Raw genomic sequence first — 17,657 nt, forward strand, 5'->3', positions numbered from 1 at the left:
CGCGCCCGCGCGGAAACCAGCACGGCTACCGTCGTATGCGGTGGTTCGGCGAAAGGTTGAGGGGGCGTGCGCGCAATGAGTCCTGACGGTCCACAGGACGACGAGCTCTACGGGGGTTCCGGGCAGACCCGGACGCGGCTCCCGGAGAGCTCCGGCGCCCGCAGACCGGGGCGGTCGCCGTCCCGGTCACTGGTGACCGTGGTCGGCGTCGTGGTGCTGCTCATCGCGGCGATCGCGTTCGCGAACCGCGGCGGGGACGCCTCCGGCGGGTCCGGGTCCGATTCCTCCGGCACGAAGCCGGCGGCGGCCCCCACGGCTCCCTCCGGGACGAAACCGGTCGCATCCGGCTTCGCCCACGACGAACAGGGCGCGCAATCGGCTGCCGCGAACTATGCGGTGCGGCTCGGGGGCGACGGCATGTTCAACGCCGACCGGCGGCACGGAATCGTGGACGAGCTCTACACGTCCGCGGCGGCCGCCAAGCTCAAGGGCCCGATGGACGAGGCGTACTCCACGGAGTTCCTGACCAAGCTGGGCCTCGACGCGGACGGGAACGCGCCCAAGGGCAGCACCTTCGTCTCCCGCACCATTCCGATCGGCACCAAGACGCTCCGGTACGAGGACGACACCGCCAAGGTGTCGGTCTGGTACATGGGGCTCCTCGGCATCTCCGGCACGCGCTCGACCAACCCGGTCGCCACGTCGTGGCAGACGTGGACCTTCCAGTTGCAGTGGACCGACGGCGACTGGAAGATCACCTCCGACTCGCAGAAGAACGGTCCCACGCCTGTCCCCGGCGACGACCGCGCCTCCAACTCCGACGACATCAGCAAGGCCATCGAGGAGTACGGAGGGTTCTCGTATGCCCGGTAACCCACGCCGTGCGCTCAAGCTCACCGGTCTCGTCACGGCCGTACAGGCCGCGGCCGTCCTGACGGCCACCCGTGCGTTCGCCGCACCCGAGCCGTCCAGCAACCCCTGCGACCTGATCGTCGGGCGCGCCAAGGACTATTGCGAACGCGGCGACAAGAAGTCCGGCGCCACCGGAGGTGGTGGCGGGACGCCCGACGTCTCCAACCCGCTCGACCCCCTGTCCAGCCTCGCCAAGGGCTGCGCCGAAGCCGCCTCGTGGACCGTCGACCAGCTCAGCGACGCCGTGCAGAAGACGGCCAACGTCGACTTCACCAACCCCAAATTCCTCCAGCAGTACGCCGTGGTGTTCGCCGCGTCGACGATCCTCACCCTCGTGCTGTGGCTGCTCGCCGTCGCCAAGCGCGCCGTCCGCGGCGTCCCGCTGATGACCGCGATCACGGAGGCCGTGGGATTCCTCTGGCTCACCGTGCTCGCGTCGGCCTTCACCCCGCTGATCCTCTACACGGTGGTGTCGGCCGCCGACGGGGTCAGCGACGTACTGGCGAAGGCGACGGGCAATCAGACGGACGCGTTCTTCGGGACGTTTTCCGAGGCCCTGAAGAAGGGCGACGACATCGGCGGCGGGCCGATCATGCTGATCGTCGTGTCGCTCGTGTCCATCCTCGCGGCGGGCGTGCTCTACCTGGAGCTGTATCTGCGCGCCGTCCTGCTCTACGTGGGCGCGCTGCTCGGCGTCGTCGTCTACGCGGGGCTCGTGGACAAGAACCTGTGGGGCCACGTCCGCCGCTGGGTCGGCATCATGATCGCGGTCATCCTCGTGAAGCCGGTCATCGTGATCGTGCTGGGTCTCGCCGGCGCGCTGTCCAGCGGCGGCAAGAGCCCCGACTCCCTCTCCGCGGTCGTCTCCGGCCTCGCCATCGTGCTGCTCGCCATCTTCGCGAGCGGCATGATCTACCGCTTCGTGCCCGGCTTCGGCGACGAGATGGCCAACGTGCGCAAGAACCGGCTCATGCAGGGCGCCGAGGGCAAGGCGGCCGCCGTCATGTCCTCGCCCGCCGCGCTCGTCTCGCAGGGCATCAAGACCCACAGCAGCCGTCAGGACGGCGGGGGTTCGGGCGGGGGCGGAGCATCCCAGGCCCGTCCCGCCAATCCCGCGTCCGGCGGCGTGGCCGCGCACAGCTCGCGCCCGGCCGCATCAGGGGGAGGCGGCGGAACTGTCCCCTCCGCCGCACCCCCGCCCCGTACGAGCCCGTCGAAGACCCCGCACGCGAGCAATGACCGCGGGAGCAACAGCGGTACCACCGGCAAGAACGGCAACTGGCAAGGAGGTGCAGGGCGTTGACGACCCAGTCCCACGTGTCCCCTCCGGTCACGCCCCGCCGTACATATCTGATCGGCCGAGCCCGGCCGAACGCGATCGTCGGCAAGAACCGTGAGTCCGGCGAGATCGCGATGATCGTCGTGGGCGCGTTCCTCGGCATGATGTGCGGACTGCTCGTCCCCGTGCTGTCGCTGCGCATCGTGCTGCTCACCGGCTTCCCGATGCTCGGGCTGGCCGCGGTCTACGTCCCGTACAAGGGCCGCACCTTCTACAAGTGGTTCGAGATCAACCGCAGTTACAAGCGCTCCCTCAAGCGCGGCACCGCCTACCGTTCCTCCACCATGGAGGCCGGCACCCGGCTCGACGGGCGTGAGGTCGAGATCGGCCCGCCCCCCGGCATCGGCAGACTCACGTGGCTGGCCGCGCCGTTCGGGCCCGACGAGATCGCGGTGCTGCTGCACGCGGACCGGCGCACCGTCACCGCCGCCATCGAGATCGAGGGTCCCGGCGTGGGCCTGCGCGACTCGGAGGACCAGGAGGCGCTCGTCGACCGGTTCGGGACGCTGCTCAAGCACGTCGCGAACGGCGACGGGTTCGTGACCCGGCTCCAGATGCTGGCCCGCACCCTCCCCGCCGACCCCGACGCGCATGCCAAGGACGTCGCCGTGCGCGGCGACGACCGCTCGCTGGGCTGGCTCCAGAAGTCGTACGACCAGCTCCAGTCGATGGTGTCGACGAGCAGTGAGCAGCACCGCGCGTACCTCGTGGCCTGCATGCACTACACCCGCGACCTGGCCGCCGAGGCCAACGCGATGGCCCGCGCCACCCGCCCCAAGGGCGGCAAGAAGGTCGACAGGGACGCCGGGCTCGCCGTCGTCATGGCGCGCGAACTCACCGACATCTGCTCGCGGTTGCAGGAGGCGGACATCCGCGTGCGACAGCCGCTCGGCCAGGGCCGTCTCGCCTCCCTCATCCACTCCATGTACGACCCCGACCACCCCATCGACCACATCCAGGCGATGTCGAAGCGGAACGCCTGGCCGGCCGAGCTGGACGCCATGGAGCCGACGTACCTCCAGGCCAAGACGCGCGAGTCGGCGACGCGCGCGCCCTGGTGCCACGCCACGGCGTGGGTGAAGGAGTGGCCGATGACGCCGGTGGGCGTGAACTTCCTGGCCCCTCTCCTCGTCCACACCCCGGACGTCATCCGGACCGTCGCCGTGACGATGGACCTCGAACCCACCGAGATCGCCATCGAGCGGATGCTGACCGAGAAGACGAACGACGAGGCGGAGGCGTCCCGCGCCGCCAAGATGAACCGGACCGTCGACCCCCGCGACATCGCCGCCCACGGCCGCCTCGACCAGCGCGGCGAGGACCTGGCGAGCGGCGCGGCCGGCGTCAATCTCGTCGGCTACATCACGGTCTCCTCCCGCAATCCCGACGCGCTCGCCCGCGACAAGCGCACCATCCGCGCCTCGGCGGGCAAGTCGTACCTGAAGCTGGAGTGGTGCGACCGCGAGCACCACCGGGCGTTCGTGAACACCCTGCCGTTCGCCACCGGCATCCGCCGATGACCCCGATGGTCCCGATGTTCCTGATGTCCGCCGACACGGCCGGAAGGTAGGCGCTGCACTATGCGGGATCCGCTGTCCGCTCTCACCGATGCCTTCACCGCGTTCCTGTTCGGGAAGGTGGAGACGACCCGGCTTCCGGTGCGTACGTCGACGGGGCAGGCGCAGGCCGTCTATCTGCCGACGGCCGCGCCCGGCCTCGGCGACTCCGGCGTGATCATCGGGCGTGAGGTGTACTCCGGCAAGGGCTACATCTACGACCCCTTCCAGCTCTACGGTCAGCAGCTCCCGGCCCCCCACTGGCTCGTCCTCGGCGAGTCCGGCAACGGCAAGTCGGCGCTGGAGAAGACGTACGTACTGCGGCAGTTGAGGTTCAAGGACCGCCAGGTCGTCGTCCTCGACGCACAGGGCGAGGACGGCGTCGGCGAATGGAACCTCATCGCCGAGGAGCTGGGCATAACTCCCATCCGGCTCGACCCGACGGCTGCCCTGGACATGGGGATCCGGCTCAACCCGCTCGACCCGGCGATCACCACGACGGGCCAGCTCGCGCTGCTGCGCACCATCATCGAAGTCGCGCTCGGCCACGGCCTCGACGAGCGCTCCGGCTTCGCGCTGAAGGTCGCGCACGCGTACGTGAACGAGACGGTCGTGGAGCGGCAGCCGGTCCTGACCGACATCGTCGAGCAGCTCCGCCACCCGGAACCGGAGTCGGCGGAGGCCATGAACGTGGCCATCGAGGACGTCCGGGCCTGGGGTCTCGACGTGGCCCTCGTCATCGACCGGCTCGTCGACGGCGACCTGCGCGGCATGTTCGACGGCCCGACGACCGTCGGCATCGACCTCGACGCCCCGCTGATCGTCTTCGACCTGTCCCACATCGACCGGAACTCGATCGCGATGCCGATCCTGATGGCGATCGTGGGCGTGTGGCTGGAGCACACCTGGATCCGCCCCGACCGGAAGAAGCGCATCTTCCTGGTCGAGGAGGCCTGGCACATCATCAACAGCCCCTTCGTGGCCCAGCTCTTCCAGCGCCTGCTGAAGTTCGGACGCCGCCTCGGCCTGTCCTTCGTGGCGGTCGTCCACCACCTGAGCGACGTGGTCGACGGCGCGGCCGCCAAGGAAGCGGCGGCGATCCTGAAGATGGCGTCCACGAGGACGATCTACGCCCAGAAGGCGGACGAGGCGAGAGCCACGGGCCGGGTCCTCGGACTGCCCCGGTGGGCGGTCGAGATCATCCCGACGCTCTCCCCCGGCATCGCCGTCTGGGACGTCAACGGCAACGTCCAGGTGGTCAAACACCTGATCACCGAGACCGAACGCCCCCTGGTCTTCACCGACCGGGCCATGACGGAGGCGTCCGCCGAGCCGCTCGTGGACGACGCGCTGTACGCGGCCGAGCTGGAGGCCGAGGAGCGGGCGGCCGCGTTCGTGGAACAGCGCCTGGGCGGCTCCGAGTCCACGGTGGCGTGAGAACGGTGGCATGACGGGAATGCGGGACGAGCGGGGGCGCCGGATGGAGCGGGACTACCGGGAGGGGCGCGGCCGGGGCGGTGTGCCCGACGGGCTGCTGGTCGGGATCCTGGCGTTTCTGCTGGGCATGACGATCCTGGTGTGGACGGCGACGGGCCTCGCGGGGCTCTTCGCGAAGGGCGCGTGGCCGACCGGCGTGACGTTCGGCCATACGCCGCTGGCCCTGCGCTCCTTGATCACCCGCCCGCACGACATCCCCGGCGCCTGGCCGGGCACCCCCGCCGCCGAGCTCTCCGGCTACGGCCTCGTCTGGGGCCTGGTCATCGGCCAGTTGATGGTCCTGGTGGTCCTCACGGTCTTCGTGGCGGGAACGTTCGCCCGGTGGCGGGCGGTCAGGAAGCAGCGCGTCGCACCGGAGGCGTCGGCAAAACAAGCCCCTCCGGCTGTCGAGCGCGAAGTGCCGGTATTTCAAGCCCCGCCGGCGATTGAGGCGCGGGGTCCGGGGCAGAGCCCCGAGGCCGCGACCCCGGTACCCGCAACGGAACCGGTACCCGCACCCACACCCGTTCCCGCCCAACGCGGACCCGTCCACCTCGGCCCCCCGGCCGACCGCCACCCCCTCGCCATGGAGGCCATCCAGGACGCCGAGGGCCCGGTCCTCGTGATCACGTCGTCACCGGAGGTCTGGTCGGAGACCAAGGACGCCCGCGCCAAACTCGGCCCCGTCCTCCTCTACGACCCCACCCACCGCTGCGACACCCCCGCCCGCATGCACTGGAACCCGGCCGCCGGCTGCAACGACAAGGAGACCGCCGCCCAGCGCGCCACGGCCCTGCTCGCCCCCATAAGGCCCACGGCGAAGCTGGACTCGGCCCTCGCCGAGGTCGCCGACACCCTGCTGCGCAGCTATCTGCACGCCGCGGCCGTCGACGGCAAACCGTTCCGCCACGTCCACCGCTGGGCCCAGGGCACCCAGGTCCAGGACGCCGTACGCATCCTCCGTACGAACCCGAAGGCGGCCGCGGGCACCGCGGGCGAACTCGAGGCGGCCCTCACCTCGCACCCCGAACGCCGCGACATGGCTCAGGAGTTGACCGCCCGCGCCCTGTCCTCACTGTTCTCGGTGCACATCCGTGAGGCCTGCACGCCCAACCGAACGGATGCGCTCACTCTGGATTCCTTCGTGAACGAAGGGGGCACGCTGTATGTGGTCGGTGAACCCATCGAGGACCCGAAGGGGCAGCCCGGCGCGATGCCCCTGCTCACGGCCCTCGCCTCGAGCGTGGTCGAGCACGGCCGCCGCGTGGCCGAACGGTCACCTGCCGGCCGGCTCGACCCACCAATGACGTTCGTCCTCGACGACGTCGCGGCGGTGGCTCCGCTTCCCCAGCTGCCGGAGCTGCTGGCCACCGGAGCGGACCGGGGCCTGATCACCCTGGCCCTGCTCCGGTCAAGGGAACAGGGCCGCACCCGCTGGCCGGACGCCGAACTCCCGCTCGGCTAGGGCCTAGGGTCCTTCTGACGGATCTTGCTGGGGTCGCGGGCCCTGGCACGCGCATCTGCGGCGTTGTCGTCGGTTGCCAACGCTCCGCGTTGACGCCCTCCTCCGCCTTGCATCTGCACGCACCAGGCCCCACTCGCGGAGCCGAATGGCACGGCCTCCGGGGTCCAGCCTGATCCGTCAGAAGGACCCTAACGCCCGTACAGCTTCAGGAACACCGCGAGCCCGCTGCGCACACGGGCGTCGACCTCGTCGGCGGAGATCGGCACCACCCCGAAGAACGTATCGACCGTGACCGCCCCGGGGATCAGCAGCAGGAAGTGCCGCGCGGCCTCCGCCGCGTTGTCCTCGTCCACCGCCAGGTGCCCCTGCTCGCCGAGCCGGAGCAGCGCCGCGCGCACCGCTCCCGCCGTCCCCCGCGGGCCGATCCGCTGCCACTCCTCGATGACGTCGACGGGCAGGTGCGAGCCCTCGGAGATGATGTGCCGCACGAGCAGCATGTGCGGCTCGTGGTCGCCGCGCCGACCCATCCACTCGCGGGCGAGCGCGAGCAGGTCCGCCTCCACGTCCGTCACCTTGGCCAAGTGCCGCTCGATCAGGGCGACATGAGCGGCCGTCACATTGGCGGCGCTGTCCAGCAGCACCTCTCGGAAGAGGTTCTCCTTGCCGCCGAAGTGGTTGTAGAGCGTGCGCGTCGAGACCCCGGCCTCCGCCGCGATCTCGTCGATCCCGGCGCGCGTGTAGCCCTCGCGCCCGAAGACCGTCCGCGCCCCGCGCAGCAGCGCCTGCCGCTTCTCGACCGTGCCCTTGCGCGGTGCGCGCTCCGACTCCTGTGTCATGCCGCTCCGTCCTCCGCCGTCCTCGCCCAGCCTAGGCACAGAGACCTAGGTACAACGACGGTTGCACTTCTTACAACCGTGGTTGTACTTTACCGGCATGGCAACCGAACCCCAGGCTTCGGCGGCCCGCGAAGTCGGCGGCAGCCGCTCCACGTTCACTCTCCTCGTCGTCCTCCTCGGCATGCTCACGCTGCCGATGGCCATGTCCGGCACCACGGTCGCGCTCCCGCGCATCGGCGCCGACCTCGACGCCACGGGCGCCGCGCTCCAGTGGGTGGTCGTCGGCTACTTCCTCGCCGCGTCCTCGTTCATGCTGGTCGCGGGCTCGCTCGGCGACCTCTACGGGCGCCGCCGGATCCTCACTGCGGGCGCCGCGCTCTACACCGCGGGCACCCTCGCCTCGGCCCTCGCCCAGAACGTCCTGCTCCTCGACGCCGCCCGGATCCTGTCCGGCATCGGCGCCGCGGGCGTGATGGCCAGCGGCGGCTCGCTGCTCGCCGCGACGTTCACGGGCCCCGCCCGCACCCGCGTCTTCGCCTCGCTGGGCACCACGGCGGGCCTCGGCCTGGCCTTCGGCCCGACGTTCTCCGGATGGCTCGTGGACGCGGTCGGCTGGCGTGCCACCTTCCTGTCGTACGTGGCCGTGGGCGCCGTCATCGTCCTCGGCACCCGCCTCATGCCGGAGTCCAGGGTGGACACGAGCCCACGCGTCGACAAGGCGGGCGCGGCCACCTTCATCGCGGGTCTGGCGCTGGCCCTCTACGCGATCACGCAGGGCTCCAAGTCCGGCTGGACGGCGCCGCCGACCCTCGTCCCGGCCGCCCTGTCCCTCACCCTCCTCGTCACCTTCGTACGCGTCGAACGCCGCCTCGTCCGCACCGGCGAGGGCCGCCCGATCCTCGATCTGCGCCTCGCCCGGAACCCGGCGTTCCTCGGCTGGGCGGTCGGTTCCTTCGGGCTCGGCGCGGGCACGACGGGCGTCCTCACCTTCCTGCCGACCTACCTCCAGGGCGCGAACGGCACGACGGCCCGTGCGGCCGGCCTCACGCTCCTGCTGATGACGGTGCCGATCCTGGCCCTGCCCCCGCTCGGCGCCCGTCTCGTGAACCGGGGCGTGCCCGCCCGCCGGCTCCTGGTGCTGTCGCTGCTCCTGCTGGCAGCCGGCAACGCGTGGCTGACGACGCTCCACCCGGGCATAGGCGTCCTGGAACTCGCGGGCCCCCTGCTCACCATCGGCGCGGGCCAGGGCCTCTCCATCGGCATCATCGACGCCCAGGCCATGTCGATGGTCGCCCCGTCCGAGGTCGGCATGGCCTCCGGCTTCCTCAACACGGTCCGCGGCGGCACGGGCGCCATCATGCTCACCGTCTTCGGCGCCCTCCTCCTGGCATCCCTGGAGCCCCGGGTGGGCTCGCCGGACCTGGCGGCAGCCATTACGGCAGGCACGGGCGGCCACGCCCAGGAATTCACGGAGGCGTGGCAGGTGACGCTCTGGACGATCACAGCCCTGATGACAGCACTGGCACTCACCGTGACCCGACTCCTGCCCCCCGCTGCGGGCAGGCCTTCCGCCCCCGCTGCGGGCAGGCGTTCAGCTCCCGCTGTGGGCAGGCGTTCCGCACGGCGGAACGGGTGGGCACAGCCCCCGTCGCAGCGCAACGAAACCACGACGTGAACCGAGACAACCTGACCACGGAGGACCGAACCATGACCGAGACCACAACCACCACCCCGCTCCGAGTGGGCGTAATCGTCGGGTCGACCCGCGACGGCCGCCTCGCCCCCACGGTGAGCACCTGGTTCACGACCCAGGCCGCACGCCACGCCCCCGAAACCCACTACGACGTCATCGACCTGACCGACCTCGACCTCCCCGACACCCACCCCGACTGGGGCCACACCCCCACCCCGGCCCAAGCGGAGCTCTCCGCCCGCGTGGACGCGGCCGACGCCTACGTGGTGATCACCCCCGAGTACAACCACAGCTTCCCGGCCCACCTGAAGCACTTCATCGACCTGCACCGCGACGAGTGGAAGGCCAAGCCCGTCGGCTTCGTCTCGTACGGCGGCGTGGGCGGCGGCCTGCGCGCCGTGGAACAACTCCGCCTGGTCTTCGCCGAGTTGCACTGCGCGACGATCCGCGACGGCGTCAGCTTCCACAAGGCCCACGGCGGCCTCTTCACCGAGGACGGACCGGCCCACGACGAGCAGGGCGCGGCCGGCGCCGCCAAGGTCATGCTCGACCAGCTGACCTGGTGGGCCCGCGCCCTGCGCACGGCCAGGGCGGAACACCCTTACGGCTGACGCCTCTTGAGCTCCATCTCGCGGTCCACCTTGGAGGGGTCGCCCGGATTCGGGACGGCCCCTCCCGTGCGGACGAAGCCGAACCTCCGGTAGAACGCCTCGGCCCGCCGGTTGTCCTCATGGACGTACAGCCGCACCCGCTCCACACCCTCAAGGCCGAACGCCCACTCCACGGCCGCGGAGAACAGCGCCCCCGCGAGGCCGCTCCCCCGCGCCTCCGGCCGTACGAAGACCGCGACGAGCTGCGCCTGCCGCCGCTCGACGGGCTGCCCGAAGAAGTCCAGGGCGCCCGCCTCCTCCACGAGCACCACCACGTTGCCGTCCCAGCGCCCGCCCTCGGGGTTCTCCGCCACGAATTGCAGGGCCGTCGTCCCGTGCGCGGCCCGCTCGGCCCGCCCCCGCCAGAACTCGTCCGGCTGCGCCGCCGCCTCCTCGTACGTCTCCAGGAACGCGAGCGGCGCCGCCGGATCCCGCAGCGCCGCGAGCCGCAGCTCCTTCGCGGCACGCCACTCGTCGGCCCGCACGGGTCTGATCACGTAGTCCATGCGCCGCACCCTAAGGGCCCGTAGTACCCCGGTACTACGGCATTCCCGCAGCTCGATGCCCCGGTCCGACGCCCGCGGGGGCCCGCCCACGGCACCGTACTCACATGACGATCCGATCCCACGGCCTCACCAAACGCTACGGCGACAAGACAGTCGTCGACGACCTCACCTTCACGGTCGAGCCCGGCACGGTCACCGGCTTCCTCGGCCCCAACGGCGCGGGCAAGTCCACGACCATGCGCATGCTGCTCGGCCTCGACACCCCGACCGCGGGACGCGCCACCATCGGCGGCCGCGCCTACGCCACCCACCCGGCCCCGCTCACCGAGGTCGGCGCCCTCCTGGAGGCGAAGGCCGTCCACCCAGGGCGCACCGCCTTCCACCACCTCATGTCGCTCGCGCTGACGCACGGCATCCCGCGCTCCCGCGTCGAGCACGTGCTCGACCTCGCGGGCCTCACCGAGGTGGCGCACAAGCGGGTCAAGGGCTTCTCCCTCGGCATGGGCCAGCGCCTCGGCATCGCGGCGGCGCTCCTCGGCGACCCGGCCACGATCATCCTCGACGAGCCGGTCAACGGCCTCGACCCCGAGGGCGTCCTGTGGATCCGCACCCTCCTCAAGTCCCTCGCCCAACAGGGCCGCACGGTCCTGGTCTCCTCCCACCTCATGTCGGAGATGGCCCTGACGGCCGAGCACCTGGTCGTGATCGGCCGCGGCCGCCTCCTCGCGGACACGACGGTCACCGACCTCGTACGCGAATCAGGAGCGGCCTACGTGAAGGTGGTGACGCCCGAGGCGGACCGCCTGCGCACCCTCCTGGCCTCCGCCGACATCGCCATCGACCTCCCGGACGGCGCGACGCCCGACACCCTCCACGTCCGCGGCCTCGACGCCCCCGACATCGGCAGGATCGCCGCCGCGAGCGGCCTCCCCCTCTTCGAACTCACCCCGCAGACCGCCTCGTTGGAGCAGGCGTTCATGGACCTCACCCACGACGCCGTCGAATACCAGGCGGCCACACAGCCCTCGCGGCCCTCGGCAGGAGCAGCAGCATGACCACGACGACCACCACACCCCTCGCGGCCACCTCCTACGCGCTGACCCCGGCCCGCATCGTGCACGCCGAATGGCACAAGCTCCGCACCCTGCGCTCCACTTGGTGGACCCTGGGCCTCTCCGTCGTCCTCGTCGTCTCCGTCGGCCTGATGATGGGTTCGACCTACGACGGCGACGACGCGAACATCGACACGATCGTCTTCACGCTCTTCGGCAGCCAGATGTCCCAGATCTGCGTCGCCGTCCTCGGCATCCTGATCACGGCGAGCGAGTACTCGACGGGCCTGGTCCGCGCCACGATGGCGGCGGTCCCGCGCAGACTGCCGGTCCTGTGGGCCAAGGCCGGCGTCTTCACGGCCCTCGCCTTCACGGTCACCTTCGTCACGAACCTCGTCACGTTCCTGCTCGCCCAGATCTGGCTCTCCGACAGCGACAAGGCCCTGTCCCTCACGGACTCCGGCGTCCTCGGCGCCCTCGCGGGCAACGCCGCGGGCATCACGCTGCTCAGCCTCATCGCCCTCGGCCTCGGCGCGCTCTGCCGCTCCGTACCGGCCGCGATCGGCGCGTTCGTCGGCGGCGTCATGATCCTGCCCGAGGTGCTCCAGATGATCAGCAACGACGCCGTGCAGAGCGCCGTGAAGTACTTCCCGTCCAAGTCGGCGGAGTCCCTCGGCTCGATCATCCCGGTCGCGGACCACAACGCCCCCGGCACCGGGCTCCTCTCCCTCGTCGTGTGGGCCGCCGTCGTCCTCACCGCGGCCGGGCTGCTTCTCAAGCGCCGCGACGTATGACCAGGATGACCACGTGACCCCGCCGCAGCCCCGTACGAGCCAGTTCCTGCACCGCAGCACACAGCGGGTGCGCGCCTACGACAGGCGCCACCCGCTGGTGTGGGACGTCCTGGTGACGCTGCTCTTCGTGACGGCCGCCCTCACCGACGGCGCGGGCGGCTGGCGCACCACAGCCGCGGACCCCCGGGTCGCGGAGTGGCTGGTGCTGCTGGTGAGCCTCGGTCTGTCCGTTCCGCTGCTGTGGCGCCGCCGCCACCCGCTCCCCGCACTCGCGGTGATGGTGGCGACGGCCCTCGTCAGCAACTGGACGGGGGCCTGGCTCCAGATCGCCTTCGCCCAGTTCGTCGTCGTGTTCAACATCGCGCTGCGGCAGTCCCTGCGGACACTCGGCGCCGCGGCCGCCCTGACCGTACTGCCCATGCTGGTGAGCTTCTTCCGCTTCCCGCACGGCAGTTGGGACGAACTGATCGTGCCGCAGCTGTGGTCCCTCGCGCTGGTCGGCCTCGCGGGCCTCGCGGTCCGCTCCCGCCAGGACTACACGCGGGCCCTCGTCGACCGGGCCCGCCAACTCGAGGTCGAGCGGGACCAGCAGGCCCAGCTGGCGGCCTCCGCCGAACGCGCCCGCATCGCCCGCGAGATGCACGACATCATCGGCCACAACCTCTCCGTCATCACCGGCCTCGCCGACGGCGGCTCCTACGCCGCCGCCCGCAACCCGGAACGCGCGGGCCAGGCCCTCACCGCCATCGCCACCACCAGCCGCAACGCCCTCGCGGAACTCCGCCGCCTCCTCGACGTACTGGGCGAGGAAGCCCCCTCACCGACGGCGGAGCTGTCCCCCGCCCCCGCACTCGACGACCTCGACTCCCTGATCGACGGCGTACGTTCGGCAGGGCTCCCGGTCCTCAGGAAGGTCGAGGGCGAACCGGTGCCGCTGCCCGCGGGCCTGGAACTCACGGTGTACCGCGTGGTCCAGGAGGCCCTCACCAACACCCTGAAGCACGGCGGCCCCTCGGCCACCTCCGAGCTGCTCGTCTCGTACGCGGCCGACGCGGTGACCGTGATCGTCACGGACACCGGCCGCGGCTCCGTCGCCGACAGCCCCGGGACCGGCCGCGGCCTCGCGGGCATGCGGGAGCGAACCGCCCTCTACCGAGGCATACTTGAGGCCGGCCCACGACCGGCCGGCGGCTGGCGGGTACGCCTCCGCATTCCGCTCCCGATCCCGTCCCCGTCCCCGGAAGGGCCCACTCCGTGACGACCGTCCTCATCGTCGACGACCAGCCCATGCAGCGCTTCGGCTTCCGCATGCTCCTGGAGAGCCAGGACGACCTGCGCATCGTGGGCGAGGCCGGCACGGGCACGGAGGCGGTCCGCCTCGCGGCCGAGCTCGCCCCCGACGTGGTCCTGATGGACATCCGCATGCCCGGCATGGACGGCATCGAGGCCACCCGCCGCATCATCGCGAAGCCCGCGGCGAACGGTGCGGCGGACGGCCCCCGCATCCTCATCCTCACGACGTTCGACATGGACGAGTACGCGTACGCGGGCCTGCGCGCGGGCGCCTCCGGCTTCCTCATCAAGGACGCGCTCCCGGAAGAACTCCTCGCGGGCATCCGAGCGGTGGCCGCCGGCGACGCGATCGTCGCCCCCAGCCTCACCCGCCGCCTTCTCGACGCGTACGTGCAGCATCTCCCGGCCGCCGCGGGCACTCCCCCGGCCCCCGATCCTCGCATCGCCTCCCTGACGGACCGCGAACGCGAGATCCTGACGGTCATCGCCCAGGGCTGGAGCAACGCCGAGGTCGCAGAGCGCCTGCACCTCGCCGAATCGACGGTGAAGACGCACGTGTCCCGCATCCTCGCGAAGACGGGAGCGCGGGACAGGGTGCAGGCAGTGATCGTGGCGTACGACGCGAAACTTGTGGAACCCGCATAACGCAGAAAAGCCCCGTGCCAATGGCACGGGGCTTTTCTCTAAAAATAGTTCGGCGGCGTCCTACTCTCCCACAGGGTCCCCCCTGCAGTACCATCGGCGCTGTGAGGCTTAGCTTCCGGGTTCGGAATGTAACCGGGCGTTTCCCTCACGCTATGACCACCGAAACACTATGAAACTGTCAACCGGAGCCGTGGCACATGGCTACGACGGTTGTTCGTGGTTTCAGAACCAACACAGTGGACGCGAGCAACTGAGGACAAGCCCTCGGCCTATTAGTACCAGTCACCTCCACACCTTGCGGTGCTTCCAGATCTGGCCTATCAACCCAGTCGTCTACTGGGAGCCTTAACCCCTCAAAGGGGGTGGGAATACTCATCTCGAAGCAGGCTTCCCGCTTAGATGCTTTCAGCGGTTATCCTTTCCGAACGTAGCCAACCAGCCATGCCCTTGGCAGGACAACTGGCACACCAGAGGTTCGTCCGTCCCGGTCCTCTCGTACTAGGGACAGCCCTTCTCAATATTCCTACGCGCACAGAGGATAGGGACCGAACTGTCTCACGACGTTCTAAACCCAGCTCGCGTACCGCTTTAATGGGCGAACAGCCCAACCCTTGGGACCGACTCCAGCCCCAGGATGCGACGAGCCGACATCGAGGTGCCAAACCATCCCGTCGATATGGACTCTTGGGGAAGATCAGCCTGTTATCCCCGGGGTACCTTTTATCCGTTGAGCGACGGCGCTTCCACAAGCCACCGCCGGATCACTAGTCCCGACTTTCGTCCCTGCTCGACCCGTCGGTCTCACAGTCAAGCTCCCTTGTGCACTTACACTCAACACCTGATTACCAACCAGGCTGAGGGAACCTTTGGGCGCCTCCGTTACCCTTTGGGAGGCAACCGCCCCAGTTAAACTACCCATCAGACACTGTCCCTGATCCGGATCACGGACCCAGGTTAGACATCCAGCACGACCAGAGTGGTATTTCAACGACGACTCCCTCGATACTGGCGTACCGAGTTCAAAGTCTCCCACCTATCCTACACAAGCCGAACCGAACACCAATATCAAACTGTAGTAAAGGTCCCGGGGTCTTTCCGTCCTTCTGCGCGAAACGAGCATCTTTACTCGTAGTGCAATTTCACCGGGCCTATGGTTGAGACAGTCGAGAAGTCGTTACGCCATTCGTGCAGGTCGGAACTTACCCGACAAGGAATTTCGCTACCTTAGGATGGTTATAGTTACCACCGCCGTTTACTGGCGCTTAAGTTCTCAGCTTCGCCACACCGAAATGTGACTAACCGGTCCCCTTAACGTTCCAGCACCGGGCAGGCGTCAGTCCGTATACATCGCCTTACGGCTTCGCACGGACCTGTGTTTTTAGTAAACAGTCGCTTCTCGCTGGTCTCTGCGGCCACCCCCAGCTCAGAGTGCAAGACTCATCACCAGGAATGGCCCCCCTTCTCCCGAAGTTACGGGGGCATTTTGCCGAGTTCCTTAACCATAGTTCACCCGAACGCCTCGGTATTCTCTACCTGACCACCTGAGTCGGTTTAGGGTACGGGCCGCCATGAAACTCGCTAGAGGCTTTTCTCGACAGCATAGGATCATCCACTTCACCACAATCGGCTCGGCATCAGGTCTCAGCCTTGTGTGCGACGGATTTACCTACCGCACGGCCTACACCCTTACCCCGGGACTACCATCGCCCGGGCTGGACTACCTTCCTGCGTCACCCCATCGCTCACCTACTACCAGCTTGGGCCGGCGGCTCCACCACTTTCCATTCCCCGAAGGGTCCGGAACGGCTTCACGGCCTTAGCATCACTGGATTCGATGTCTTTCGCGTCACAGCGGGTACCGGAATATCAACCGGTTATCCATCGACTACGCCTGTCGGCCTCGCCTTAGGTCCCGACTTACCCTGGGCAGATCAGCTTGACCCAGGAACCCTTAGTCAATCGGCGCACACGTTTCTCACGTGTGTATCGCTACTCATGCCTGCATTCTCACTCGTGAACCGTCCACAACTACCTTCCGGTGCTGCTTCACCCGGCACACGACGCTCCCCTACCCATCACAGCGGGCGTTGGCCCTATAGCTGCAATGACACGACTTCGGCGGTACGCTTGAGCCCCGCTACATTGTCGGCGCGGAATCACTTGACCAGTGAGCTATTACGCACTCTTTCAAGGGTGGCTGCTTCTAAGCCAACCTCCTGGTTGTCTCTGCGACTCCACATCCTTTCCCACTTAGCGTACGCTTAGGGGCCTTAGTCGATGCTCTGGGCTGTTTCCCTCTCGACCATGGAGCTTATCCCCCACAGTCTCACTGCCGTGCTCTCACTTACCGGCATTCGGAGTTTGGCTAAGGTCAGTAACCCGGTAGGGCCCATCGCCTATCCAGTGCTCTACCTCCGGCAAGAAACACACGACGCTGCACCTAAATGCATTTCGGGGAGAACCAGCTATCACGGAGTTTGATTGGCCTTTCACCCCTAACCACAGGTCATCCCCCAGGTTTTCAACCCTGGTGGGTTCGGTCCTCCACGAAGTCTTACCTCCGCTTCAACCTGCCCATGGCTAGATCACTCCGCTTCGGGTCTTGAGCGCGCTACTATGTCGCCCTGTTCGGACTCGCTTTCGCTACGGCTTCCCCACACGGGTTAACCTCGCAACACACCGCAAACTCGCAGGCTCATTCTTCAAAAGGCACGCAGTCACGACGCAAGGAACAAGTTCCTTGCGCGACGCTCCCACGGCTTGTAGGCACACGGTTTCAGGTACTATTTCACTCCGCTCCCGCGGTACTTTTCACCATTCCCTCACGGTACTATCCGCTATCGGTCACCAGGGAATATTTAGGCTTAACGGGTGGTCCCGCCAGATTCACACAGGATTTCTCGGGCCCCGTGCTACTTGGGTGTCTCTCAAACGAGCCGCTGACGTTTCGACTACGGGGGTCTTACCCTCTACGCCGGACCTTTCGCATGTCCTTCGTCTACATCAACGGTTTCTTACTCGTCTCACGGCCGGCAGACCGTAAAAGAGAGATCCCACAACCCCGCACACGCAACCCCTGCCGGGTCTCACACGTATACGGTTTGGCCTCATCCGGTTTCGCTCGCCACTACTCCCGGAATCACGGTTGTTTTCTCTTCCTGCGGGTACTGAGATGTTTCACTTCCCCGCGTTCCCTCCACACTGCCTATATATTCAGCAGCGGGTGACAGCCCATGACGACTGCCGGGTTTCCCCATTCGGAAACCCCCGGATCAAAGCCTGGTTGACGACTCCCCGGGGACTATCGTGGCCTCCCACGTCCTTCATCGGTTCCTGGTGCCAAGGCATCCACCGTGCGCCCTTAAAAACTTGGCCACAGATGCTCGCGTCCACTGTGCAGTTCTCAAACAACGACCAACCACCCATCACCCCGAACCCTT

General features: G+C 68.4%; 13 protein-coding genes and 2 rRNA genes. 11 read left to right on the plus strand and 4 right to left on the minus strand.

Annotation, left to right across the window (positions count from 1 at the left end):
• Positions 1–75: 75 nt before the first annotated feature.
• The 5 genes from ACNYS0_RS19375 to ACNYS0_RS19395 are packed head-to-tail and all read left to right on the plus strand — an operon-like array spanning position 76 to position 6,748.
• A complete protein-coding gene (locus tag ACNYS0_RS19375) occupies positions 76–873 on the plus strand; it encodes a DUF8175 domain-containg protein (RefSeq protein ID WP_422475276.1) in 798 nt (265 codons plus the stop codon).
• Positions 863–2,215 (plus strand): hypothetical protein, encoded by a 1,353-nt coding sequence (locus tag ACNYS0_RS19380; protein ID WP_422475278.1) that lies wholly within the window; start codon positions 863–865, stop codon positions 2,213–2,215. The genes ACNYS0_RS19375 and ACNYS0_RS19380 overlap by 11 nt, the downstream gene beginning before the upstream one ends.
• Positions 2,212–3,771: an SCO6880 family protein gene (locus ACNYS0_RS19385; protein WP_422475280.1), complete on the plus strand. Its 1,560-nt coding sequence runs from the start codon at positions 2,212–2,214 to the stop codon at positions 3,769–3,771. Before ACNYS0_RS19380 ends, ACNYS0_RS19385 begins: the two co-directional genes overlap by 4 nt.
• A 60-nt stretch (positions 3,772–3,831) precedes the next feature.
• Positions 3,832–5,244 (plus strand): ATP-binding protein, encoded by a 1,413-nt coding sequence (locus ACNYS0_RS19390; RefSeq protein WP_422475282.1) that lies wholly within the window; start codon positions 3,832–3,834, stop codon positions 5,242–5,244.
• Positions 5,245–5,263: 19 nt separating this feature from the next.
• On the plus strand, positions 5,264–6,748 hold the full coding sequence (locus tag ACNYS0_RS19395) for a type IV secretory system conjugative DNA transfer family protein (protein WP_422482726.1): 1,485 nt from the start codon (positions 5,264–5,266) through the stop codon (positions 6,746–6,748).
• A gap of 188 nt (positions 6,749–6,936) precedes the next feature.
• Here ACNYS0_RS19395 and ACNYS0_RS19400 read toward each other — a convergent pair whose 3' ends face one another.
• Positions 6,937–7,584: a TetR/AcrR family transcriptional regulator gene (locus ACNYS0_RS19400; RefSeq protein ID WP_422475284.1), complete on the minus strand. Its 648-nt coding sequence runs from the start codon at positions 7,582–7,584 to the stop codon at positions 6,937–6,939.
• A gap of 97 nt (positions 7,585–7,681) precedes the next feature.
• On the opposite strand from ACNYS0_RS19400, the gene ACNYS0_RS19405 reads away from it, so the two are divergent.
• Positions 7,682–9,259, plus strand: coding sequence for an MFS transporter (locus tag ACNYS0_RS19405; protein ID WP_422475286.1), 1,578 nt, complete (start codon positions 7,682–7,684; stop codon positions 9,257–9,259).
• Between the two features lie 32 nt (positions 9,260–9,291).
• On the plus strand, positions 9,292–9,888 hold the full coding sequence (locus ACNYS0_RS19410; protein ID WP_422475288.1) for an NADPH-dependent FMN reductase: 597 nt from the start codon (positions 9,292–9,294) through the stop codon (positions 9,886–9,888).
• Here the strand turns inward: ACNYS0_RS19410 and ACNYS0_RS19415 are convergent.
• The gene (locus tag ACNYS0_RS19415) at positions 9,879–10,433 is read right to left on the minus strand and encodes a GNAT family N-acetyltransferase (protein WP_422475290.1); all 555 of its coding nucleotides are present in this window, start codon (positions 10,431–10,433) and stop codon (positions 9,879–9,881) included. The two genes, ACNYS0_RS19410 and ACNYS0_RS19415, sit on opposite strands and share 10 nt — an antisense overlap.
• A 104-nt stretch (positions 10,434–10,537) precedes the next feature.
• On the opposite strand from ACNYS0_RS19415, the gene ACNYS0_RS19420 reads away from it, so the two are divergent.
• The 4 genes from ACNYS0_RS19420 to ACNYS0_RS19435 are packed head-to-tail and all read left to right on the plus strand — an operon-like array spanning position 10,538 to position 14,217.
• A complete protein-coding gene (locus ACNYS0_RS19420) occupies positions 10,538–11,488 on the plus strand; it encodes an ABC transporter ATP-binding protein (RefSeq protein WP_422475292.1) in 951 nt (316 codons plus the stop codon).
• Positions 11,485–12,279 carry an ABC transporter permease gene (locus tag ACNYS0_RS19425; protein ID WP_422475294.1) on the plus strand — a complete coding sequence of 265 codons (795 nt, stop codon included), beginning with the start codon at positions 11,485–11,487 and terminating at the stop codon, positions 12,277–12,279. Before ACNYS0_RS19420 ends, ACNYS0_RS19425 begins: the two co-directional genes overlap by 4 nt.
• A 13-nt stretch (positions 12,280–12,292) precedes the next feature.
• A complete protein-coding gene (locus ACNYS0_RS19430; RefSeq protein ID WP_422475296.1) occupies positions 12,293–13,537 on the plus strand; it encodes a sensor histidine kinase in 1,245 nt (414 codons plus the stop codon).
• Entirely contained in the window at positions 13,534–14,217 is a 684-nt protein-coding gene (locus tag ACNYS0_RS19435) for a response regulator (protein WP_422475297.1), read from the plus strand. The genes ACNYS0_RS19430 and ACNYS0_RS19435 overlap by 4 nt, the downstream gene beginning before the upstream one ends.
• Before the next feature lie 47 nt (positions 14,218–14,264).
• On the opposite strand, the gene rrf is transcribed toward ACNYS0_RS19435, so the two are convergent.
• Positions 14,265–14,381, minus strand: a 5S ribosomal RNA gene (gene rrf, locus ACNYS0_RS19440).
• An 88-nt stretch (positions 14,382–14,469) separates the two neighbouring features.
• Positions 14,470–17,592: ribosomal RNA gene (locus tag ACNYS0_RS19445) — 23S ribosomal RNA — on the minus strand.
• Between the last annotated feature and the right edge of the window lie 65 nt (positions 17,593–17,657).

Source organism: Streptomyces anthophorae (assembly GCF_049310305.1).
In the GTDB taxonomy this organism is placed as follows: Bacteria; Actinomycetota; Actinomycetes; order Streptomycetales; family Streptomycetaceae; genus Streptomyces.

Excerpts from the sequence above, each read along its gene's own strand:
- ACNYS0_RS19380 (WP_422475278.1), top strand. The coding sequence starts at position 863 with ATGCCCGGTAACCCACGCCGTGCGCTCAAGCTCACCGGTCTCGTCACG.
- ACNYS0_RS19390 (WP_422475282.1), top strand. The coding sequence starts at position 3,832 with ATGCGGGATCCGCTGTCCGCTCTCACCGATGCCTTCACCGCGTTCCTG.
- ACNYS0_RS19375 (WP_422475276.1), top strand. The coding sequence starts at position 76 with ATGAGTCCTGACGGTCCACAGGACGACGAGCTCTACGGGGGTTCCGGG.
- ACNYS0_RS19395 (WP_422482726.1), top strand. The coding sequence starts at position 5,264 with ATGCGGGACGAGCGGGGGCGCCGGATGGAGCGGGACTACCGGGAGGGG.
- ACNYS0_RS19420 (WP_422475292.1), top strand. The coding sequence starts at position 10,538 with ATGACGATCCGATCCCACGGCCTCACCAAACGCTACGGCGACAAGACA.
- ACNYS0_RS19425 (WP_422475294.1), top strand. The coding sequence starts at position 11,485 with ATGACCACGACGACCACCACACCCCTCGCGGCCACCTCCTACGCGCTG.
- ACNYS0_RS19410 (WP_422475288.1), top strand. The coding sequence starts at position 9,292 with ATGACCGAGACCACAACCACCACCCCGCTCCGAGTGGGCGTAATCGTC.
- ACNYS0_RS19405 (WP_422475286.1), top strand. The coding sequence starts at position 7,682 with ATGGCAACCGAACCCCAGGCTTCGGCGGCCCGCGAAGTCGGCGGCAGC.
- ACNYS0_RS19400 (WP_422475284.1), bottom strand. The coding sequence starts at position 7,584 with ATGACACAGGAGTCGGAGCGCGCACCGCGCAAGGGCACGGTCGAGAAG.
- ACNYS0_RS19415 (WP_422475290.1), bottom strand. The coding sequence starts at position 10,433 with ATGGACTACGTGATCAGACCCGTGCGGGCCGACGAGTGGCGTGCCGCG.